The sequence below is a fragment of the Actinokineospora globicatena genome (assembly GCF_024171945.1).
GTDB classification, from domain to species: domain Bacteria; phylum Actinomycetota; class Actinomycetes; order Mycobacteriales; family Pseudonocardiaceae; genus Actinokineospora; species Actinokineospora globicatena.
The window spans coordinates 718424-739443 of record NZ_JAMTCR010000002.1; the positions used below are offsets into that span (position 1 = coordinate 718424).

The following is a 21020-nucleotide window of genomic DNA, read 5'->3' on the forward strand; positions in this document are numbered from 1 at the left end:
GCCAGGTGCGCCGGGAAGTCTGGTCGGCAATTGGCCGAACCATGCCCTAGGAGCAGCCGTTGTCGCACCGCCGTCGATCAGCCCCTGCCGCGCTCACCGAGTTCGCGCGCTACCTGCGGACCGAGACCGTCGGTGGCGTTGTCCTGCTCGTCGCGGCGGCGATCGCGTTGGTGCTGGCCAACACACCGCTGTCCAGCGTGTACACGGCGGTGCGCGACGCCGAACTCGGACCGCACTTCCTGCACTTGGACCTCACCGTCGGCGACTGGGCCAAGGACGGACTGCTCGCGATCTTCTTCTTCGTCGCGGGCCTGGAGCTCAAACGCGAACTCACCCTCGGCGAGCTGTCCCAGTTCAAGGCGGCGATCCTGCCGGTTGTCGCTGCCCTTGGCGGGATGGTCGTCCCGGCCGCGGTGGCGCTAGCTGTCGCGTGGGGGGATCCGCGCGCGGGGGACGTATGGCCTGTCCCGGTGGCGACGGACATTGCCTTCGCGCTGGGCGTGTTGGCGCTAGTGGGATCAGGTATGCCCAGCAGCGCGCGTGTGTTCCTCCTGAGCCTTGCCGTCGTGGACGACCTAGGCGCGATCCTGCTCATCGCCATCTTGTTCACCAGCGGCTTCAACCTCATCGCAGCGGCGGTGGCGGTCGCGTTGCTGGGCCTCTACGCGTACCTCCAGCACCGCCGGGTGACCTCCGCGTGGATCTATGTGCCGCTCGCGGTCGCGGTGTGGGTGGCAGTGCACTCCTCGGGCGTCCACGCGACGGTCGCCGGTGTCGCCCTCGCCCTGCTCACTCGGGTCAAGAAGGACCCCTACGAGAGAGAGGCGCCTGCCCTCCGGCTGGAGCACCGACTCCAGCCGTGGTCGGCAGGGCTAGCGGTGCCGGTGTTCGCGTTCTTCGCCGCCGGGGTGCCGCTGGACGGCGAGGCAATCGGGCAGCTGACCAGCGACAAGGTCGTCCTCGCGGTGTTCGCCGGGCTCGTGGTGGGCAAGCTGGTCGGCATCACCGGCGCCGCGCTGCTCGCGGTGCGGCTCAAGCTGGCCGTTCTGCCACCCGACCTGGGCAAACGGGACCTGGTGGCGGTGGCCATGCTGGGCGGGGTCGGCTTCACGGTGAGCCTGTTGATCGCCGAGCTCGCACTCGACCCGGCCGACGCCGAACTGGCGAAGGCGGCGGTGCTGATCGCCTCGGCGGTGGCCGCGCTGCTCGCCGCCGCGCTGCTGACCGGACGCGGCCGGGCGCGACGGCGAAACGCGGAGGGTACCGCCCGCCCGGCCTCCGCTGACTGAGCATGGCACGATGACGCAGGTGACCAGCGCGCACGGAAAAGCAGACGGTTCGGGGCTGCCGCAAGTCCCCTCGATCCCCCTCGCTGACGACCGCGCCATCGCGGCGGCGGGCGAGCAGTCGATCGGACACCTGGTCAAGGACGCGACCGCGCACCTGTCGACCCTGGTGCGGGCCGAGGTCGAGCTGGCCAAGTCCGAGGTCACCAAGGAGGTGAAGAAGGGGATCAAGGGCAGCGTCTTCTTCATCATCGCGCTGACCGTGCTGCTCTACAGCTCCTTCTTCCTGTTCTTCGCGCTGGCCGAGATGGTCGCCGACTTCGGTGTGCTGCGCAGCATCGCCTTCGGCGGCGTGTTCGTCCTGATGCTGCTCGTCGCGGTCCTGTTCACCTTCCTCGGGTTCCGCAAGCTCAAGTCGCTGCGCGCCCCCGAGCGCACGATCGCCTCCGTCAAGGACACCGCGGCCGCGTTGACCCACCGCGGCGACCAGCAGTCCTGAGCGACCACCCGTGCCAGCAGCCCCGGATCCCTCGAGCGTCCGCATCGATGGACCGTGGGCGCACCGCGACGTGCACGCCAACGGCATCCGGCTGCACGTCGCCGAGACCGGTGAGGGTCCGCTGGTGCTGCTGCTGCACGGGTTCGCCGGGTTCTGGTGGTCCTGGCGCGACCAGCTGACCGCCCTGGGCGACGCGGGCTTCCGCGCCGTCGCGGTCGACCTGCGCGGGTACGGGGACAGTGACAAACCACCCCGCGGCTACGACGCGTGGACCCTCGCCGGAGACGTCGCGGGCCTGATCAAGTCTCTCGGCGAGCCCAAGGCTCACCTGGTCGGACACGGCTGGGGCGGCCTGCTCGGCTGGACCGTCGCCGCGCTGCACCCCCGCGTCGTGCAGTCGTTGTCGACCATTTCGGCCCCGCACCCTCTTGCCCTAAGAGGACAGATCCGACGCACTGCGCTGCGGAGAGCCCCGCGAAACCAGGCCCGAGCGATGGGGCACCTGTTCAGCGCCCAGATCCCGATGGTGCCGGAACGACGCATCACCCGCGACGGCGCCGCACTCGTGGAACGTCGGGTTCGCTCTTGGTCCGGCCAGTACTGGTCAGGACTACCGGGAGCCACCCAGCGCTACCGGACCGCGATGCTGGTTCCGGGGGTAGCGCACAGCTCGCACGAGTACTACCGGTGGGCGGTCCGCTCCCAAGTGCGCAGCGACGGCCGCCGGTTCACTGAGGCTCTTGGCCGAACAATCGAAGTCCCCGTGTTGCAGCTCTATGGCGCCGACGACCCGTGCGTCCTCCCCCGCACCCGCACCGCGTCCGGACCGTGGATCGGTGGCACTAACGAGAACCACGAGCTGCCCAGGGTCGGGCACTTCCCGCACGAAGAGGCGCCAGCAGCAACCAACGCGCTGCTGACCTCCTTCGTGAAGGGCTAGTTCGAACAGCGTCCGGTACCGACGGGCTCCCGCAGCGAGGGCGCCTTACCGACCTCGGCGCGCACCTCGGCGGCGGTCAACGCGAAGCCGGTCTCCGAGTCGTCGACAGCGGCACCGAACACGACACCGATCACCTCGCCGTTGGGGTTGACCAACGGACCGCCCGAGTTCCCGCTGAGCACCTTCGCGCGCAAGGTGAACACGTCCCGGTTGACCGTGTTCGCGTCGTAGATGTCCGGTCCCCTCAAGGGGATGCGGTCACGAACGCGGGCAGGCGCTGCGGTGTAAGGGCCGTCGAGGGGGTAACCGAGCACGATGCCGTCTTGGCCACTAGAGGCGTCGCCTGGGGCAAACGGCAGGACGTCCGCTCGTAGCGCGGGCACGCTCAAGATGGCCAAGTCCGTGTCGGGGTCGTAGTGCACCACCGTAGCCCGGAGGGTGCGGTCGCCCGCCTCCACGCTGACCTCGTTTGACCCCGCGACCACGTGCGCGTTGGTCATCACCCGCTGCGGGGCGACCACGAAACCGCTGCCCTCCAGCGCGCGCTCGCACGACGGCGCCTTGGCGTTGATCTTCAGCACGCTCGGCCGCACCCGCTGCACCACCGCGCTGGCCTGCAGCGCCGGGTCCGGTGGGTCGACCTCCTTGTTCGGCGTCCGGTTGAACGGGTCGACCGCGGCCGGGAAGCCGGAGACGTCGAGCAACTGGCGCAGCTCGTTGGGCAGCCCCTTGGCCGCCTGCGGCATCACGTCGTTGACCCCGCCGAGCACCGCGGAGTTGTTGATCGCCGAGGCCAGCCCCGGCAGCCCGCCGACCGTGGTCAGCGGCAGCGCGATCAGCCAGGAGACCACGAACACCACGGCGCCCTGCACGACCGCCCCGAGCGCGCTGTCCACCCCGGCCAGCTTGGACGAGGAGATCTTCTGCCGGATGGTGCGCCCGATCCACACCCCGAACGTCTCGCCGAGGGCCACCAGCAGCACGAACACCGCGACCGCGAAGGCGACCCTGGTCGGCGTCGAGTCGATCTGCTCGACCACCAGCGGCGCCAGCTTGATGCCCGCGACCGCGCCGATCAGCACACCGATGAACGCGGGCAACGCCGTCACCACGCCCTGCCGGGCACCGGACACGGCGGCCAGCACGGCCAGCGCGACCACGAGCACATCGACCCAGTTCACGACTGAACCTCCGCACCGACACCGCGCCACGCGGCGTCCAAGTCACGCACATCGCCTGCGTCCCACGGCTGCTCCCAGCCGCCGACGGCCAGCAGCATCGTCAGCAGCCCCGCGGTGAAACCCCAGATCAGCATGCCCGGCGCGGCGAACGCGGGACCGACGTACCCGCCGCGGTGCGCGACGCGGAACCGGTTCGCCGGGTCGGCGAGGTGCGAGATCGGGATCCGCGCGACCGCCTGGGTCTCCGCGGCGGACACCGCGCGCACCGGGCTCGGCCGCGCCCAGTGCGCCAACACCGGCGTGACGTCGAACCCGGACACCGGCACGTGCAGCCTCGGCAGCAGCGCGACCGGCCGGACCCCCGCGGGGTCGAGCCCGGTCTCCTCCACCGCCTCGCGCACCGCCGTGTCCACCGGTCCGGCGTCTTCCGGCTCGGCACCGCCGCCGGGGAACGCGACCTGGCCGGAGTGGTTGCCCCCGGTGTCGGCGCGCAACTGGAACAGCAGGTCAGGGCCGTGTTCTGCGGTCTCACCGAGCAGCATCAGCACGGCGGCGTCGCGCGAACCCGGGCCGGGGGCGGCGAACCGCTTCCACAGCCCGAGGTCCAGGTCCTCGGTCGCGGCGACCACCGGGGCCAGCCAGTCCGGCAGGCCCTCCGGGTCGACCAGCGGTCCATGCGTGCTCATCGGCCCCCTCCGACGTGGTGGTCGACGGCAGAGCGCACCTCGTCGACCGACCGGAACAACCGTGGCTGCGTGATCAGCGTCGCGGTGCCGTCCGCGGCCACCAGGTACGACGCGGGCAGCGCGTCCGGCACGCGCAACCCGCGCTGGACCTGCCCATCGCGGTCGAGCAGGTTCGGGAACCTCACCCCGAGCGCGGCCAGCAGGTCGAGCGCGTCCTTGTCCGGGCTCTGCACCGCGAGCCCGACGACCTCGACCGCCCCGGGACCCGCCGCGTACTCGGCGAGCAGCGGGAGCTCGTCGCGGCACGGCATGCACCAGGTCGCCCACACGTTGATCAGGACGGGTCGACCCCCGAACACGTTGCCCGCGACCACGCGCGCGCCGTCGGCCAGGCATTCGGCGTGGGCGTCGGCGAGGCTCGGGATGCCTGCTCCGGTCGGGCACGGGGACAGCGCGGCGGCCGATCTGGCCGCGGTGAGGTCCGGTCCCGGTGGCGGTTGGGCGGTCGGTTCCGACCCGCGCGGCCACACCGCCACGGTCACCGCGACCGCCAGGATCACCACGACAAGGGCCCACCTAGAGGCTGTGCTCACCCGGTCGGCTTCCCCGGTCGGTAGCCCTCACGGGTGCGCTCGGCGAGCGTGATCAGGTGCGGCGCCTCAGGACCCTTGACCAGCTTCGCGGCCTGATCAGGCTCCGTGGGGCCCTCGCCGAAGGACGGGCAGTCGCGGTAGAGCAGACAGGCGCCGCACGCGGGCTTACGCGCGTGGCAGACCCGACGGCCGTGGAAGATCACCCAGTGCGACAGCATCGTCCAGTCCTTGCGCGGGACTAGAGCGCCGATCGCGTGCTCGACCTTGACCGGATCCTCTTCGTCTGTCCACTTCCAGCGGCGGACAAGCCTGCCGAAGTGCGTGTCGACCGTGATCCCCGGTACGTCGAACGCGTTCCCCAGGACGACGTTCGCGGTCTTGCGTCCGATGCCCGGCAGCTTCACCAGGTCGTCCAGGTTCCCGGGCACCTCGCCGCCGTGCTTCTCCACGAGCGCCGCGCCGAGACCGATGAGGGACGTCGTCTTGTTGCGGTAGAAGCCCGTCGGCCGGATGTACTCCTCCAGCTCGGTGCGGTCGGCGGACGCGTAGTCAGCGGCGGTGCGGTACCGGGCAAACAGGGCAGGGGTGGTCAGGTTGACCCTGACGTCCGTGCATTGCGCAGACAGGATCGTGGCCACGGATAGCTCTAGCGGATTGGTGAAGTCCAACTCGCAATGCGCGTCCGGATAGCCCTCCGCGAGCGCGCGCGTCATGCGGCGGACCCTGCGGGTCAGACCCAGGTCGCGCCCGGTCTCCTCGGCTGCTGGCTGGGGCGGGCGTCGGGTGGTCGGCGGCACCTCGCTAGCCTACGGGCCGTCGGACAACCCGGGATGTGCCCTGGACGTCAACCAGGGTGACAACGGCACCGGGACCTGAGGCGGGTCCGGGGCCAGCGGTTACGGAGCGAGGAACGACGACACATGGCTGTCTGGTTCGTGTTCGCGGTACCTTTGGTGATCATGTTCTTCGCGCTGTTCATGGAGCGCGTCGAAGCGCGGCTGCGCCACGTGGCCGTGCAGGAGACCGATGTCGAGGAGTTCCTCGAGTCGGCGCGACCGGACGAGGTCCGTGCGCTCTACGGGCACGGCATCGGACGGGCACTGGAGCTGTTCCGGCTGCGCAGGCTGGGTGGCCGTGCGGCCAAGCGCGGTCGCCGGGGCGGGGCGTAGGCGCTAAGGTCATGCGGCTGGGTGCGTGAGCAGGCACGTCGCGGGTGGTTCCGGCCACCGCTAGGCGGCGAGCCGACGGGAGATCCCCGGGCAACGCCCTACACTGTATGTCGTGATCGACGCTGGCGGGAATGCGCCCGCGTCGGGTGGAAATTGGAGGACCGAGGTGGATGAGACCCTGGCCCGTGCGGGCATCTTCCAAGGGGTCGAGCCGGCCGCGGCCGAAGCGCTCGCTCAGACGCTGGAAGCTGTGGAGTTCCCGCGCGGGCACGTGATCTTCGCGGAGGGCGAGCCAGGAGACCGGCTGTACATCATCCAGTCCGGCAAGGTGAAACTCGGCCGCAAGTCCCCGGACGGCCGGGAGAACCTGCTCGGGATCTTCGGCCCGTCCGACATGTTCGGCGAGCTCTCGATCTTCGACCCGGGCCCGCGCACGTCGACGGCGACCACGGTCACCGAGGTCCGCGCGGTCACCATGGACCGGCCCGCGCTGCGGCAGTGGATCGGGACCCGGCCGGAGATCGCCGAGCAGCTGCTGCGGGTGATCGCCAGGCGACTGCGCCGGACCAACGGCATGCTGGCCGACCTGATCTTCACCGACGTGCCCGGCCGGGTGGCCAAGGCGCTGCTGCAGCTGGCCCAGCGCTTCGGCAGCCAGGAGGCCGGGTTGCTGCGGGTGACCCACGACCTCACCCAGGAGGAGATCGCCCAGTACGTCGGCGCCTCCCGGGAGACCGTGAACAAGGCCCTCGCCGACTTCGCCCACCGCGGGTGGCTGCGGCTGGAGGGCAAGAGCGTGCTGATCCTGGACCCCGAGCGGTTGGCCAGGCGCGCGCGGTAGAGCTGACACCTAGAGGGCCCGGTCTGGGTAGACCGGGCCCTCTTGCCTGTCTGCGACTAGTGAGACGGAAGGCCGGGCGCCGCCCCCGACGCGGCGCACCGACCTCCCGCTGTTGCGTGAACCATCCCCCGACGGTTCACGCTCCCCGCCCCTCCGGATCGGGCCCCGACCCTGACCAGAGGGAACTCGTGGTGGGGTACCCAGAAGGGCAACCATCGCACGGTGCCCCACCCCATCCTCAAGTGCTTTCACCCTCAAGGACTCACCGCGGGCCCGGGACGTTGCTCGGGTTCACAGAGAATCCGCACCACCGTTACTGAACCGAGATATACCCCACAGTCGAGTGGCGGAAACCACCGGGAAAATACTGGTACGGCCGTACCGGAAACCCCATACTGGTACGCATGTCCCAGTCTGCCGGTCTCGCCGACTACCGCGCTGCCCTCACCACCCCGGGCGCGCGGGGGCCCGCGATCGCCTCCGTGCTCGGCAGGCTGCCGGTGGCCATGGTCGGCTTCTCGATGCTGCTCTACATCCGTGAGACCACCGGGTCGTACGCCACGGCGAGCCTGGTGTCGGCGGGCACCCTGGTCGGGCTGGCCATCGGGTCGGTCGGCCAGGGGCGGCTCATGGACCGGATCGGCGCGGCCGTCCCGCTGCTGGTCACCACGGCCCTGTTCGGCGTGTTCGTGGCGCTGACCATCGTCGCGACCGAGTCGGGCGCGCACACCGCGGTCCTCATGGTGCTCGGCGTCGCCGTCGGCGCGACCGAACCGGTGGTCGCCTCCGCGTCCCGGACGATGTGGACCAGGGTCACCCCGGTGGGACCGGTGCGCGACGCCGCGCTGGCCTACGAGGCGATCAGCATGGAGGTCTTCTTCATCCTCGGACCGGCCATCTCCGGCCTGCTCATCGCGCTGCCCTGGCCGGGGACCGGGCTGGCGGTGGCGGCGGTCAGCATGATCGTCGGCAGCGTCTGGTTCGCGCTGATGCCGACCATCCGGCTGCACCGGCCCGAGCCGGTCGAGCACACGTCCGGGCTGCTCGGACCGCTGTCCTTCCCCGGCATGCGCACGCTGGCGATCGCGGCCATGGGCTTCGGCGTGCTTCTCGGGTTCATCGAGGTCGCGGTGCCCGCGGCGGCGACTGCGGCGGGCAACACCCCCGCGGGCGGCCTGCTGCTGGGGCTGCTGTCGATCAGCTCGGTGCTCTTCGGCGTCATCTACGGCATCCGGCCGTGGCCCAAGGCGATGAACCTGCGGCTCTCGGCGCTGCTGGCCACGTTCGCCGTGCTGGTGGCGGTGCTGGCGATCCCGACCACGCTGGTGTGGCTGGCGGTGGCGCTGCTGCTGGTCGGCACCATGGTCACCCCGCAGGCCACCACCCACTCGGCGGCGATCGACCTGGTCGCCCCGCCGAGCGCGGCGACCGAGGCATTCGGCTGGATCATCACCGCGGTCACCCTCGGGCTGGCACTCGGGCAGCTGGTGAGCGGCCAACTCGTCGAGCACGTGGGGATCTGGTCGTCGTACCTGGTCGCCACCGGGGTCGGCCTGGTGTTCGCGGCGATCGTCTACGCCCGCCGCGCGACCGTCGGGGACCGGCAGGCGGTCAGCCCGCAAGCCACCCCCGCGATGGCCTGTGGATAACTTCTCCCGGTTGTCGGTCCCGCCGGCTACCTTGGGCGCATGGATCTCACCGCCCCGACAGCCGCGCTAGCCGCCGCGGCCGCTGACCTGGTACGACTCGTGCCGGGCAAGCTCATCGACCCCGTGCTCAGCGGCGTATTGCTGACCGCGACGGCGGCCGGGGTGCAGTTAGCGGCGAGCGACCGGGAACGCACCGCGGCGGTGTCGGCGGGCGCGGTCGTGCACACCGACGGGCAGGTGCTGGTGCCTGCCAAGCCGCTCGCGGAGACACTGCGCGCGTTGACGGCCCCTGAGGTCCGGCTCGTGGTGGAGGGCAACCGGCTCGCCATCCGCGCCTCGGGTGCCCGGTTCGCGCTGCCGCTGCTGGACCACACGCTGCACCCGGGCGTCGGCTCGGTGTCCGGGGACGGCGGTCTGGTGTCCGGCTCGGCCTTCGCCACCGCACTGGCCACGGTGGCATCGACGGCCGCCCGGGACGAGGCCCTGCCGGTGTTCACCGGCATCCGGGTCCGCTCCGAAGGCGACCGGCTGGTCCTGCGCGCCACCGACCGCTACCGGATGGCGATCGCCAGCCTGCCCTGGTCGGCGGACGGCGACATCGACGTGATGGTCCCGGCGACGCTGCTGGCCGAGGTGGGCAAGCAGGTGGCCGGGGTGGGGCAGGCCAGGTTGACCGCCGCCGAGAACCAGTTCGCCGTGTCCTGGGGCCGCACCGAGGTCACCACGGCGGTGCTGGATGGCAGCTACCTGAGCGAGACCAAGCTCGCCCTGTCCGATGTGGACACCAGAGTGGTCGTCGACGCCGAGTCCCTGCAAGCCGCCACCCGCCGCGTCGCACTCTACAGCGACGCCAGGGGCGTGGTCCGCGTCGAGGTCGGCGACTCCGAACTCCGCCTGCGCGCCACCGACCACAACGCGGGCGAAGCCGAGGAATCCCTCAAGGCCACCATCACCGGCGGCCGCACCAGCCCCTCCTACCAATCCCGCTACCTCCTCGACGCCCTCCGCCCCTTCACCGGCGAGGTCGAACTGGCCATCCAGCCAGGCATGCGCGCCACGGTCGTCACCGCCCTGGAACCGGGGGAGGTGGACCTGCGGTACATCATCATGCCGATGCTCCCGCCCAAGCCCTAAGCCACAGCCCCCACGCATACCGGCCTGGCCGCGCACACCCGTTGCGGCCACAGTGGACACTCGCCCCAGGTGCTTGCCCCTAGTCGCTGCGGCGAGCCAGCGGAGTTCCGTGCTTGGCTGCTGGACAAGCGAAGCCCAGCACGCAATCACCCGAACCCACATCAACGGCGGTCAGACGGCGGGTCCTGCCCAGGACTCAGCAAAGCCTGGCGCGCGGTCGTCGGTGTTGGGCTAGCTGGTAGTGAGGCGGAGGGCCTTGTCCAGGATGCGCTGGACGTGCAGGCCTCGGGCTGCGTTGACCCGGTGAGTGGTGCTGCCGGAGTGGACCATCTGCACGAAGTCGTCCAGGAGTAGGGCGTAGGAGTCCTGGGCGGGGGTGGCGCGGCCGTCGAGTTCCAGGTTGGCGAGGTCGTTGACGCCGAAGACGGCCAGTTCGGTGACCGTGGGGCGGGTCGGCAGGGCCATCGACAGGGTGGCGGTGCTGGTGGGCCCTGCTTCGTGCTGGAGGAGGAGTTGCCAGATGTCCGGCTTGCCGCGGTGGGCGGCCAGGACGTCGGTGATCGGTCCGAGTGCGGCGTCGAGGAGGTCGATGACGTGCGGGCCGATGTCGGCCAGCGCGCCGCCGGTGTGCCGCCAGGGTGAGTGCGAGTAGGCGCCGCCGAGCAGGGCGCCGGAGAGCCAGCGGACGCTGCCGCCCGCCCACCCCTGCCTGGCGTGGATCTCGGCGAGCCACGACACCACCTCCGGCGCGAACCGCCGGATGAACACCACGATCGACGCGACCCCGGCCCGTTCGACCGCCGCCACCACCCGTTCCGCCTCGGCGACACTCGCCGCCACCGGCTTCTCCAGGATCACGTGCTTGCCCGCCTCGGCGGCCCGGATCGCCAACTCCCCCTGCACCGCGGGCGGCACCGCGAACGCCACCGCGTCGACCAGCCCCAGCAGCTCGTCGAAGTCCCCGACGACCGGCGCCCCCAACTCCGCCGCCGCCTCCGGCCGCCGAGCCCACACCGCCGTCAGCTCGGTCCCGGGATGCCCAGCCAACCCCGGCGCGTGCACCGCCGTCGCCCACGGTCCCGCTCCGACCAAACCCACCCGCACCACGCCTGCGCCCATGTCCCCATCCTGCGACACCCGAGCCGCGGCTCCCAGCCCGCCCCACCCCTGTCCACAGGCGACACACCGCTGTGTGGCGCGTTCCCGCAGGTCACGAAGATCATCTGGCGGAGGACCCCCTGCGAGCCAAAGTAGGGCGGCGGGGGGCGCGAGGGTAGGGCTGGTGGTGGGGGTGTGGATGGTTGGAGGGGTTGGGGATAACTAGTCGGTGAGGACTACGCGGTGGTGGGTGCCGTCGTGGACGAGTTTGGGGGTGATCTTGACGATGGCGCGGGGGGTGGCCATGGCGGTGGCGACGGTGGCGGCCTCGTCCAGTTCGGTGAGGGTGACCCAGGTGGGTGGGAGGAGGAGGCGGTCGCCGGACTTCCAGGCGGCCAGAGCGGAGGCGGGGGTTTGCCAGGTCGCCTCGTCGGCCTCGGTGGTGGCGCCGTCCGGGGTTTGGCCCGGGGGGACGGCGGCGAGGAAGAAGCGGGTGTCGTAGCGGCGCGGCTCGGCGGCGGGGGTGACCCAGTTGGCCCACGGGCGGAGCAGGTCGGCGCGCAGGACCAGGCCGTGCTCTGCGAGGAACTCGGCGAAGGAGTACTCGCGGTCGACCAGGTCCTGCCGGGCGGCGTGGAACGGGCGGGTGTCGGACACGACTGAGGTGCCGTCGGTGCCCGCGAGCAGGACGCCGGACTCCTCGAAGGTCTCCCGGACCGCCGCGCACACCAGGGCCCTGGCCAGGCCCTCGTCGCAGCTGAACCAGTCGGCCCACCAGGCCGGGGGTTCGCCGTGCCAGCGGATGGACGTGTCGGCGTCGCGCTTGTCGACGCCGCCGCCGGGGAACACCGTCATGCCGCCTGCGAAGGCCATCCCCAGCACCCGGCGGAGCAGGAAGACCTCCAGGCCCGGGGCACCGTCGCGGACCAGCATCACCGTCGCGGCATCACGGGGGACGGCGGGCGGATCCGGCAGTTCCGCTGGGACGAACCCCTCGGGGAGGACCAGTTCCTCGGGCAACTCGGGCACGATCTGACCTTAGCGGGCGACCTCGCCCGACCCGGATCGGAACGGAGCGCCGCATGCCACACCCCGCCTACGGTGTATCGCGCCAGGTGACGCCGTTCGCCACGGTGCTGCTGGAGGACAACCCGGGCCCGTTGACGCTGGACGGCACGAACACGTGGCTGCTGCGCGCCCCCGGCTCCACGCACACCGTCGTGGTCGACCCCGGCGAGGCCGACGAGGCGCACCTGGAGCGGGTGCTGGCCGAGTCCGGGGAGATCGCCGCGATCCTGATCACCCACCACCACCTCGACCACGTCGGCGGCGCGACCTGGCTCGCGGACCGCGCCAACGCGCCCATCCGGGCGTTCGACCCCACCCTGTGCCGCGACGACGCCCCCCTACGCGACGGCGACGTCCTCCACCTCGCGGGCCTGGACCTGGAGGTCCTGCACACCCCCGGCCACTCCGCGGACTCGCTCTGCTTCGCGATCGACCACGCGGGCACCTCCGCCGTCCTCACCGGCGACACCATCCTGGGCCGCGGCACGACCGTCATCTCACCCCCCGACGGCAAGCTAGGCGCTTACCTGGACGCGCTAAGAGGCCTCGCTGACCGCAAACCGGGCACCGCAGTGCTGCCTGGCCACGGTCCAGAGCTTCCAGATCTCGCCACAGTCGCTCAGGACTACCTAGCCCACCGCGAACAGCGCCTAGACCAGATTCGGTCCGCCCTGGCGCAGATAGGCCCAACGGCGACCCCGCGCCAGATCGTCGAGGTCGTCTACGCCGACGTCGACCAGTCGCTCTGGGGACCGGCGGAGTGGTCCGTGCAGGCGCAGTTGGAGTACCTGCGCGACCAGGCCTGAAACGGCGGAGACCGCCGGGCCATCAGCGGCCTCGGCGGTCTCCGGTCGTGGAACTGATCAGGGCACCGGCGGGATGATCGTGAAAGTCGGATCCCCCGGCCTGCCCGGTCCTGGTCGGCCGGGCTGCCCGCCCCCGTTGTCACCGGGGATCGTCGGATCCGTACCGCCCGGCGGCGGGATGGTCGGGTCGGTCGTGCGCGGCGGCGGCACGTACCCGGTGCTGACCTGCAGCGTGATCGTCTCGCCTGCCAGCGCGGCGCCCCGGGGCGACTGCCCGACGACGGTGCCCTTCTTGCGGGCGTCGTTGCGGTCCTTGACGACGACCTTGTACCCCGCCTCCTGCAGGACCCTGGTCGCTTCCTCCTGGCTGAGGTTGATCACGTCGGGGACCTTGATCTCCGGGCCGCCGTCGACGTAGCGCGGGTCGACCTGGGGCAGATCAGCCCTGGGCAGGCCCTCCATGTAGCGCTTCATCATCGCGAACCAGGTGCGCGCGGGCACCTTGCCGCCGTAGATGTTGCCGCCGGTGCCGCACAGCCGCGGTGGGTCGTAGTCGCAGATGCCCTGCGGCTTGGGGCTGTCGTTGAAGGTCAGCACCGCCGCCGCGTACTGGGGGGTGGCGCCGACGAAGCCCGCCGACTTGTGCTCCTGGGTGGTGCCGGTCTTGCCCATCATCGGCCGGTCCCAGCCGACCGCCTGGGCGGCGGCGCGCGAGGTGCCACCGGCCAGGGTGTCGTCCTTGGACAGGCCGGTGGCCAGCGTGTTCGCCAGTGGCTCGGCGACCGCCTGCTCGCAGGGCTGCTCGTTGACGTCGACCTTCTTGCCGTTGCGGTCGAGCACCTCGACCAGCGGCGACGGCGGGCACCAGACCCCGCCGCTGACCAGGGTCGCGGCCACGTTCGCCAGCTCGAGGGTGCTCACCGGGCCGGGCCCGAGGGTGAACGACGCCTTGCCCGCGCTGTTGCCGCTCGGCTTGAAGAAGTCGCTCTGGCTGAGCCGGTACTCGGCCTCGGTGCGGCTGGGGTCCGGGTCGACGCCGCCCATGCTGGAGGCCATCGTGTCGCGCAGCCCGAGCCTGCTGGCCATGTCGACGACCGGGGCCATCCCGATGCGCTCCTCGAGCTGGACGAACGCCGTGTTCGGGGAGGTCGCCAGCGCGTCGGTGAGCAGCATCTTGTCGCTGTAGTTGCCCGCGTTCTTCAGGCAGTAGAGCCTGGTGTCGCCGTCGTTGGGCGCCGGGGTGCGCGGGCAGGTCTTGCCGCCGCCGGTGAAGACGTTGGAGGTGAAGGTGCCGGGCACGTCCACCATGTTGTTGATGCCGCCGCCCTTCTCCAGGTAGGCCGCGGCGGTGAAGATCTTGAAGATGGAGCCCGCGCCGAACTTGTTGGCGATCCGGCTCGGCAGGCCGTAGGTGGTCTGGCCCGCGCCCGCGTTGAGGCCGTAGTCGCGGTTGGCGACCAGGGCGAGCACCTGGTGGCGCTCCTTGCCCGGGGCGATCACGGCCATGGTGTTCGCGATGCCCGGCTGCGTCTTGGGCACCTCGCCCTCGACCGCCTCCTTGGCCAACTGGGTGGCGCGCGCGTCGAAGCTGGTCTTGATCGTGTAGCCGCCGGTCTTGATCTGGTCCTCGGTGAACCCGAGCTTGGCCAGGTACTCGAACACGTACTGGCAGTAGAACCCGTACTGCGGGCCCGCGCCGACGCAGTTCGCGGCGGGCTTCTTGTGCGAGGGCAGCGTGCCAAGCGGTTCCTTCTTGGCCGCCTCGGCCGCGTCCGGGGACAACTTCTGGTTCTCGACCATCTTGTCGATCACGAAGTTGCGCCGCTGCAGCGTCTCGGCGGGCTTGCGCCAGGGGTTGTAGAGCACCGGGTTGTTCACCGCGCCCGCGAGCAGCGCCGCCTGGGCGACGGTCAGCTTGTCCGGGGTGGTGTCGAAGTACGCGCTGGCCGCGGCGCCGATGCCGTAGACCTCGTAGGCGAACTCGACCACGTTGAGGTACCCGGTGAGGATCTCCTCCTTGCTCATCTTCTGCTCGAGCTGGATGGCGATCCGCGCCTCGCGCAGCTTGCGCGCGATGGTCTGCTCCTGGGCCTTGCTCTGCTCGGTCTTGTTGTCCCGGTTGACCACGTTGATCAAGTAGTTCTTGACGTACTGCTGGGTCAGCGTGGACGCGCCCTGGGTGTCGCTGCCGGTCTGGTTGGAGATCGCGGCGCGGATGGTGCCCTTCCAGTCCACGCCGTGGTGCTCGTAGAACCGGCGGTCCTCGACCGAGATCAGCGCCGCCTTCATCGTCGGCGAGATCTGCTCCGCGGTGACCGGGATGCGGTACTGGTCGTAGAGCGAGGCGATCGGGGCGCCCGCGCTGTCGGTGATCGTGGTGATCAGCGGCTGCGGCGTGGACACCAGGTCTGCCGAGACGCTGTCGATCGTGTCACTCGCCCGGTTGGACGCCACCCCGAGGGCGCCGACGATCGGGAACATCATCCCGGCCACGAGCACCCCCGCGAGCAGGCAGAGGCCGAGCAGTTTCAACAGGCTGTCTCCCACACGCACGAGGACCAGCGTACGCGTGACCCGGTCGGACCACCGTCAAACCGTCACGCCACGCGCCGCTCGAACGACACCACCTGGCGTATTGACTTTCTGTAACGCCTGACGCCATTGCCGTACTCGATGGAACCGGGACCCGGTAAAGTTCGTCAACGTCTCACGACAGCGCCGAACAGGTCCCGCAGGTGGAGCTGGAAGGCACCGGTACCGGGGGGTATCGGGTTTCAGGGTCGCGACGACGACAGGGGTGGGGGATATGCATCTCGAAACTCAAGCGCAGGCCGACTGGCGTGTCCGGGCCACGTGCCGGGACGAGGACCCCGACGGGCTCTTCGTCCGGGGTGCGGAGCAGCGCAAGGCCAAGATGGTCTGCATCGCGTGCCCGGTCCGCACCGAGTGCCTCTCCGAGGCGCTGGACAACCGGATCGAGTTCGGCGTGTGGGGCGGTATGACCGAGCGGGAGCGCCGAGCGCTGCTGCGCCGCAGGCCAGAGGTGGTCTCGTGGCGCGAGCTGCTCGACGACGCCCGCCGCAGGCACAGCTACGACGACGTCGACGCCGCGGTCGGCTGAGCGACCGCTGACCGACCACCGCGCAGGCCACGGGCAGGTGCGGTAGGCCGACTCGCCCGCCGAGGGCCCGACCTGACGCGGGCCGTCGGTTTGCCGGTCGGCGTTCGCCAAAGCGATCGTTGTGCGGTGTCGTCGAGGAATTCGCCGGACAGATCATGGACAGTTCCGGTGTGGCAACCGCCGGGGGGTTGTTGCCACACCGGGCGAATTCCGTGAATGGCCCTCGGATCCAGTGGTGATCAGTTACCGGCGAGCTGCGCGCCGATCTCGCGCAGGCCCGCTAGGTCGTGCACATCGGCGGCCAAGGCGGGTACGTGCGCGATCGCGACGGCCGGGTGTGCTTTCGTGAATCGGGCGATCAACCGGCGCTCGCGCTGGGCCAGGGCGACCCGGTCGGCGTGCAGGCGCAGCACGGCGGCGGCCAGCGGCGCGGCGCCGGCCGCCTCCAGGTTCTCCGCCGCCCCGAGCGCCTTGGCCGCCGGGAGCGCGGCCAGCACCGGGTGGGTGCGGTTGACCACCAGCCCGGCCAGCGGCATCTCCTCCTCGGCCAGCCGCTCGACGAAGTAGCTGGCCTCGCGCAGCGCGTCCGGCTCCGGGGCGGCGACCACGACGAACGCGGTCCCGCTCGAGCGCAGCAGCTCGTAGGTGCGGCGGGCGCGCTCGCGGAAGCCGCCGAACATGCCGTCGAAGGCCTGCACGAACGCCGACGCGTCGGCCAGCATCTGGCCGCCGACGATGGTGGACACGGCCTTGGCGAACAGGCCGAACCCGGCGCTGACCACCTTGCGGATGCCCCAGCCGCTGGCACGGGCAGGCGCGGTCAGCAGCTTGAGCATCCGGCCGTCGAGCGCGGTGGACAGCCGCTGCGGGGCGTCGAGGAAGTCCAGCGCGGAGCGCGACGGCGGGGTGTCGACCACGATCAGGTCCCAGCTGCCCTCGGTGGCGAGCTGGCCGAGCTTCTCCATCGCCATGTACTCCTGGGTGCCGGAGAACGACGACGAGATGGTCCGGTAGAACGGGTTGGCCAACACCTCCTCGGCCCGCTTCGGCCCCGCGTGCGCCAGCACCATGTCGTCGAACGTGCGGCGCATGTCGAGCATCATCGCGCTGAGGGAACCCTTGGGCTCGAAGCCCGCGACGTGGACGTCCCTGGGCACGTTGCCCAGCTCGGCCAGCCCTAGAGCCTGCGCGAGGCGGCGGGCCGGGTCGATGGTGAGTACGACGGTCGCGCGCCCGCGCTCGGCAGCCCTAACGGCGATGGACGCCGCTGTCGTGGTCTTACCGACGCCGCCGGAGCCGCAGCAGACGATGACGCGGGTGTCGGGGTCATCGATGAGGGAGTCGACATCGAGGGTGCTCATCGGACTCCCTGGTCCACTAGGACCTCGGCCAGCTCATAGAGCGTGCCCACGTCGATGCCGTCCACCTGCTCCGGTAGCTCTACCGCTGGCAGGTCGATCTCGGCCAACTGCTCACGTGCGCGCTGCTCGGCCTGTACGCGAATCGCGTGCTCCACGGTCTCCTCAACCAAACCGTCCAAGTCCTCCTCGGACAGTGCGAGCCCGGCCGCCTGTAGTCCCGCGCGGACTCTCGACGCGTCGACCCTGCCGTCGGCGGCAGCGGTAACGGAGCGGGCGGGCAGGCGGGGTGGCCGGACCCGGTTGAGCAGGATCGCGCCCGGACGCAGGTCAGCGCCATCGAGTTCCTCGACGGCCTCGATGGTCTCGCGCACCGGCATCTCCTCCAGGAGGGTCACCAGGTGCACGGCGGTGTCACCGGAGTGCAGCAGCCGCACGACGCCGTCGCTCTGGCCCTTGATCGGCCCGACCTTCGCCAGGTCGGCCATCGCCTTGGTGACGTCGAGGAACTTGACGATCCGACCGGTCGGCGGCGCGTCGACCACCACCGCGTCGTACACGTGCCTGCCGCTGTCGTCGGTGCGCGTCACGCACTCCTTGATCTTCCCGGTGAGCAGCACGTCCCGCAGGCCCGGCGCCAGCGTGGTGGCGAACTCGATCGCGCCCATCTTGCGCAGCGTGCGACCGGCGAACCCGAGGCTGTAGAACATCGACAGGTACTCCAGCAGCGCCGCCTCCACGTCCACGTGCAGCGCCCGGACCTCACCGCCACCGGGGGCGGAGGCCACCTTCTCCTCGGAGTAGGGCAGCGGCTGGGTGTCGAACAGCGCGGCGATGCCCTGCCTGCCCTCGACCTCCACCAGCAGCACCCGCTTGCCGCCGGTGGCCAGCGCCAGCGCGAGCGCGCCAGCGACGGTCGACTTGCCGGTCCCGCCCTTGCCGGTCACCACGTGCAACCTGGCTCGCGCGATCTGCTCGGTCCAGCCGACGACGGGGGTGGTCACCGATTCAGCGTAAATGCCCGGTTACCCCGAGCGCCCCCCGAGTACCGGGTGATCAGCGCCGCTTTCAACCCACCAGGAGCAGCACGGAGGCGACCACGCCGACCACCACGACCGCGACCCAGGCGATCCCAGCGGGCAGGACGGTGATGGTCACCACACACAGCACCAGCAGGGCCGTGAACGCGATCGCACCGGAGATGGCGACCGTGCTCGACCGGCCGCTGCGGTCGCGCACCTTGGCCATCGTCAGCAGCACCAGCACCACGCCGCCGCCCCCGAGCAGCGCGGTGGCGATGATCCGCCAGGACTCCATGGTCGAACCGTAGCCGACCGGCGGTGATCCACAGGTCGACGCGGGGTTCCGGTCGGGGCGGCAACGACTAGGGTGGGCCGCGATCTGGTCGGTCGACCGGATCGTCCTGCGACGAGGTGAGGGACCGGCGTTGGCTGAGTTGACCAAGTGGGAGTACGCCACCGTGCCGCTGCTGATCCACGCGACCAAGCAGATCCTCGACCAGTGGGGCGAGGACGGCTGGGAGCTGGTCTCCGTGCTGCCCGGGCCGACCGGCGAGCAGCTGGTGGCCTACCTCAAGCGCCCGAGGGGTGCCTGATGACCTGGAGCGCGCGCCTCGCCGAACTCGGCGTCGAGCTTCCCCCGGTCGTCGCCCCGATCGGGTCCTACGTGCCCGCCATCCGGTCCGGCTCGCTGGTCTACACGGCCGGGCAACTGCCGGTCGTCGACGGTGAGGTCCTGGCGACCGGCAAGGTCGGCGCCGAGGTGAGCCCCGAGGAGGCGCAGGGCCTGGCCAAGGTCGCCGCCCTCAACGCGCTCGCCGCCGTGCACGACCTGGTCGGGCTGGACACCGTGGTGCGCGTGGTGAAGGTCGTCGGCTACGTCGCGTCCGCGGAGGGCTTCACCGGTCAGCCGGTCGTGCTCAACGGCGCGTCCGACTTCCTCGGTGAGGTCTTCGGCGACGCGGGCCAGCACGTGCGGTCCGCGGTCGGCGTGAGCGAGCTGCCGCGCGGCGTGCCGGTGGAGGTCGAGCTGGTCGTGGAGGTCGCGTGAGCGCCCACGAACTGCTGCTGCGGCTCGCCGGGCGGCTCAGCGACCGCCAGCTGTGGCGCTTCCGCGACTGGCTGGCCGCCGACGCGGTCGACGCCGTCGCCAGGTCGCTGCCGCTGACCCTGCTGCGGGAGCGGGTGGCGATCACCCCCGAGGAGTACCGGCTCGCCGTCGGCGCCCTGATGAGCCACGGCGCGGACGCCGAGAAGCTCAACGCGCTCGCGTGGGTGGACGAAATCGCCGAACTCGACTACACCTTCTCCGCAGAGTCGCCCGAATGGGTGAGCATGGGTGACTCGGTGGCCGTGGTGCTCAGCGCGATGCTGCGTGGTCGACCTGAGGTGGTCGAGGCGCGGTCGAGCTGGCGCCGGGGCCGCGCGGCGGGATCGGTGTCGCGGGTGGTGCTGGTCACCACAACCGGGGACGCGCCGAAGCTGACCGGGGAGCTGCAGCGGGTGCTGCGCGCCCTGGGCACCTACGAGCCCGCCGTCGAGGTGCTGCCGAGCGGCACCGAGCTGCCCAGGTACCACCGGGCCGCGTTAGCGGCCTCGGAACCGCTGGTCGCCGAGGGCCACCTGGTTCCCAGCTAGGCACGAGTGGGAGGGGTCAGAACGTGACGCAGGTCTCGCCAGGCAAGGGTTCGTGGGCGGGGGTAGCGCTACCGGTCCGGGTGCACGACCTCCTGCTGGTCTTCGCGGGCAGGCTCGACGACGACGCGCTCGCCGACGCCAGGGAACTGCTCGCCTCCGCCGAGGTCGACCGCGCCCTCGAGCTGATCGCGGGCTGCCTGGTCGCCGGTCCGGTGGGGGTGAGCAAGGGCGAGCGCGACGAACTGCTGTCGCTGTTCGACGCCGCCAACGCCGACCCGGCCGTGGTCCAGCGGCTGCGGCTGGTCGAACCCGAGCTGATGACCCGCCACCGCTTCGGTGCGGGCAAGGTCGACGGGATCGGCGCGGAGCAGGGCGTCTCCGACGCCATCAACCGCGTCCTCGACGCCCTCCCCGACATCCGCGCCGTGTGGGCCGTCTGGCGCCTCACCCCCGCGGGCGCCGCGACCGGCGCCGTCCCGCACCGGGTGGTCCTCATCGGCGTCGGCCCCACGGGCTCCGCCGCCGCCACCGCCTACCGCGTCGAACACACCCTCCGCCGCGCAGGCCTCACCGCCTCAGTAGAAGTCCTCCGCGACGGCACAGAACCAACCGACTACCACCACACGGCGATGCGCTACGCCACCGAGGTCCAGATCCCCCGCACCCCACCCGCCGTGGTCGCCAAAGTCGTCACCAAACCCGAACCCTGGGTCACCGAAGAACCGGCCGACGACTCCCTCAACGACCAAGAACTAGGCCTCCTGCGCCAACTCCAAGAAGAACTCGCCCGCCGCGAAAACACCGACCCCACCCAACCCGACTGGCAAACCGAACTAGGCACCGCCGACCCCCAGTCCTTCGACTGGCACGAGGCCAACAGCTCCACCATGGTCAACGGCATGCCGTTGCAGCCACCGGACAACCGGACCTAACG

General features: G+C 71.0%; 23 protein-coding genes. 13 read left to right on the forward strand and 10 right to left on the reverse strand.

Going from position 1 to position 21020, the window contains the following annotated elements; genetic code table 11:
* Positions 1-59 precede the first annotated feature (59 nt).
* From nhaA to LV79_RS03340, 3 genes are read left to right on the forward strand one after another with little or no spacing between them, the layout of a single operon-like run.
* Positions 60-1289: a Na+/H+ antiporter NhaA gene (nhaA, locus tag LV79_RS03330; RefSeq protein WP_253831888.1), complete on the forward strand. Its 1230-nt coding sequence runs from the start codon at positions 60-62 to the stop codon at positions 1287-1289.
* A 10-nt stretch (positions 1290-1299) separates the two neighbouring features.
* Positions 1300-1785: a phage holin family protein gene (locus tag LV79_RS03335; protein WP_253831890.1), complete on the forward strand. Its 486-nt coding sequence runs from the start codon at positions 1300-1302 to the stop codon at positions 1783-1785.
* A gap of 10 nt (positions 1786-1795) precedes the next feature.
* Complete coding sequence (locus LV79_RS03340; RefSeq protein ID WP_253831892.1) at positions 1796-2725, forward strand: alpha/beta fold hydrolase; 930 nt, start codon at positions 1796-1798, stop codon at positions 2723-2725.
* On the opposite strand, the gene LV79_RS03345 is transcribed toward LV79_RS03340, so the two are convergent.
* The 4 genes from LV79_RS03345 to nth are packed head-to-tail and all read right to left on the reverse strand — an operon-like array spanning position 2722 to position 5898.
* A complete protein-coding gene (locus LV79_RS03345) occupies positions 2722-3906 on the reverse strand; it encodes a MarP family serine protease (RefSeq protein ID WP_253831894.1) in 1185 nt (394 codons plus the stop codon). The two genes, LV79_RS03340 and LV79_RS03345, sit on opposite strands and share 4 nt — an antisense overlap.
* Positions 3903-4592, reverse strand: a complete 690-nt coding sequence (locus LV79_RS03350) for an NUDIX hydrolase (RefSeq protein ID WP_253831896.1) — start codon at positions 4590-4592, stop codon at positions 3903-3905. Before LV79_RS03350 ends, LV79_RS03345 begins: the two co-directional genes overlap by 4 nt.
* On the reverse strand, positions 4589-5185 hold the full coding sequence (locus LV79_RS03355) for a TlpA family protein disulfide reductase (RefSeq protein WP_253831898.1): 597 nt from the start codon (positions 5183-5185) through the stop codon (positions 4589-4591). Before LV79_RS03355 ends, LV79_RS03350 begins: the two co-directional genes overlap by 4 nt.
* Positions 5182-5898 carry an endonuclease III gene (gene nth, locus LV79_RS03360; protein ID WP_253831900.1) on the reverse strand — a complete coding sequence of 239 codons (717 nt, stop codon included), beginning with the start codon at positions 5896-5898 and terminating at the stop codon, positions 5182-5184. The genes LV79_RS03355 and nth overlap by 4 nt, the downstream gene beginning before the upstream one ends.
* Positions 5899-6105: 207 nt before the next feature.
* Here nth and LV79_RS03365 point away from each other — a divergent pair, with 207 nt between their 5' ends.
* The 4 genes from LV79_RS03365 (at position 6106) to dnaN (ending at position 9978) form a co-directional block, all read left to right on the forward strand.
* The gene (locus tag LV79_RS03365; protein ID WP_092779188.1) at positions 6106-6354 is read left to right on the forward strand and encodes a hypothetical protein; all 249 of its coding nucleotides are present in this window, start codon (positions 6106-6108) and stop codon (positions 6352-6354) included.
* A 166-nt stretch (positions 6355-6520) separates the two neighbouring features.
* On the forward strand, positions 6521-7195 hold the full coding sequence (locus tag LV79_RS03370) for a Crp/Fnr family transcriptional regulator (RefSeq protein ID WP_091380091.1): 675 nt from the start codon (positions 6521-6523) through the stop codon (positions 7193-7195).
* A gap of 404 nt (positions 7196-7599) precedes the next feature.
* Positions 7600-8844 (forward strand): MFS transporter, encoded by a 1245-nt coding sequence (locus LV79_RS03375; RefSeq protein WP_253831902.1) that lies wholly within the window; start codon positions 7600-7602, stop codon positions 8842-8844.
* Positions 8845-8883: 39 nt separating this feature from the next.
* Positions 8884-9978, forward strand: a complete 1095-nt coding sequence (gene dnaN / locus LV79_RS03380; RefSeq protein WP_253831904.1) for a DNA polymerase III subunit beta — start codon at positions 8884-8886, stop codon at positions 9976-9978.
* Positions 9979-10209: 231 nt separating this feature from the next.
* Here dnaN and LV79_RS03385 read toward each other — a convergent pair whose 3' ends face one another.
* Positions 10210-11097, reverse strand: a complete 888-nt coding sequence (locus tag LV79_RS03385; RefSeq protein ID WP_253831906.1) for a Gfo/Idh/MocA family protein — start codon at positions 11095-11097, stop codon at positions 10210-10212.
* A gap of 201 nt (positions 11098-11298) precedes the next feature.
* Positions 11299-12096, reverse strand: a complete 798-nt coding sequence (locus tag LV79_RS03390) for an NUDIX hydrolase (RefSeq protein ID WP_253835749.1) — start codon at positions 12094-12096, stop codon at positions 11299-11301.
* 62 nt (positions 12097-12158) lie between these two features.
* Here LV79_RS03390 and LV79_RS03395 point away from each other — a divergent pair, with 62 nt between their 5' ends.
* A complete protein-coding gene (locus LV79_RS03395; RefSeq protein ID WP_253831908.1) occupies positions 12159-12950 on the forward strand; it encodes an MBL fold metallo-hydrolase in 792 nt (263 codons plus the stop codon).
* A gap of 57 nt (positions 12951-13007) precedes the next feature.
* Here LV79_RS03395 and LV79_RS03400 read toward each other — a convergent pair whose 3' ends face one another.
* Positions 13008-15503: a penicillin-binding protein gene (locus LV79_RS03400; protein ID WP_253831911.1), complete on the reverse strand. Its 2496-nt coding sequence runs from the start codon at positions 15501-15503 to the stop codon at positions 13008-13010.
* A gap of 253 nt (positions 15504-15756) precedes the next feature.
* On the opposite strand from LV79_RS03400, the gene LV79_RS03405 reads away from it, so the two are divergent.
* A complete protein-coding gene (locus LV79_RS03405; protein ID WP_253831913.1) occupies positions 15757-16071 on the forward strand; it encodes a WhiB family transcriptional regulator in 315 nt (104 codons plus the stop codon).
* Between the two features lie 239 nt (positions 16072-16310).
* On the opposite strand, the gene bagB is transcribed toward LV79_RS03405, so the two are convergent.
* The 3 genes from bagB to LV79_RS03420 form a co-directional block, all read right to left on the reverse strand.
* The gene (gene bagB, locus LV79_RS03410; RefSeq protein ID WP_253831915.1) at positions 16311-17432 is read right to left on the reverse strand and encodes an ATPase BagB; all 1122 of its coding nucleotides are present in this window, start codon (positions 17430-17432) and stop codon (positions 16311-16313) included.
* Positions 17429-18433, reverse strand: a complete 1005-nt coding sequence (bagA, locus tag LV79_RS03415) for an ATPase BagA (protein WP_253831917.1) — start codon at positions 18431-18433, stop codon at positions 17429-17431. The genes bagB and bagA overlap by 4 nt, the downstream gene beginning before the upstream one ends.
* A 64-nt stretch (positions 18434-18497) precedes the next feature.
* Positions 18498-18746: a hypothetical protein gene (locus tag LV79_RS03420; RefSeq protein ID WP_253831919.1), complete on the reverse strand. Its 249-nt coding sequence runs from the start codon at positions 18744-18746 to the stop codon at positions 18498-18500.
* A gap of 139 nt (positions 18747-18885) precedes the next feature.
* On the opposite strand from LV79_RS03420, the gene sp36 reads away from it, so the two are divergent.
* The 4 genes from sp36 to LV79_RS03440 are packed head-to-tail and all read left to right on the forward strand — an operon-like array spanning position 18886 to position 21018.
* On the forward strand, positions 18886-19044 hold the full coding sequence (gene sp36, locus LV79_RS03425; RefSeq protein WP_211346500.1) for a Sp36 family protein: 159 nt from the start codon (positions 18886-18888) through the stop codon (positions 19042-19044).
* On the forward strand, positions 19044-19499 hold the full coding sequence (locus LV79_RS03430; protein WP_253831921.1) for a RidA family protein: 456 nt from the start codon (positions 19044-19046) through the stop codon (positions 19497-19499). The genes sp36 and LV79_RS03430 overlap by 1 nt, the downstream gene beginning before the upstream one ends.
* On the forward strand, positions 19496-20086 hold the full coding sequence (locus LV79_RS03435; protein WP_253831923.1) for a hypothetical protein: 591 nt from the start codon (positions 19496-19498) through the stop codon (positions 20084-20086). Before LV79_RS03430 ends, LV79_RS03435 begins: the two co-directional genes overlap by 4 nt.
* Positions 20087-20109: 23 nt before the next feature.
* Positions 20110-21018: a hypothetical protein gene (locus tag LV79_RS03440; RefSeq protein WP_253831925.1), complete on the forward strand. Its 909-nt coding sequence runs from the start codon at positions 20110-20112 to the stop codon at positions 21016-21018.
* Positions 21019-21020 lie beyond the last annotated feature (2 nt).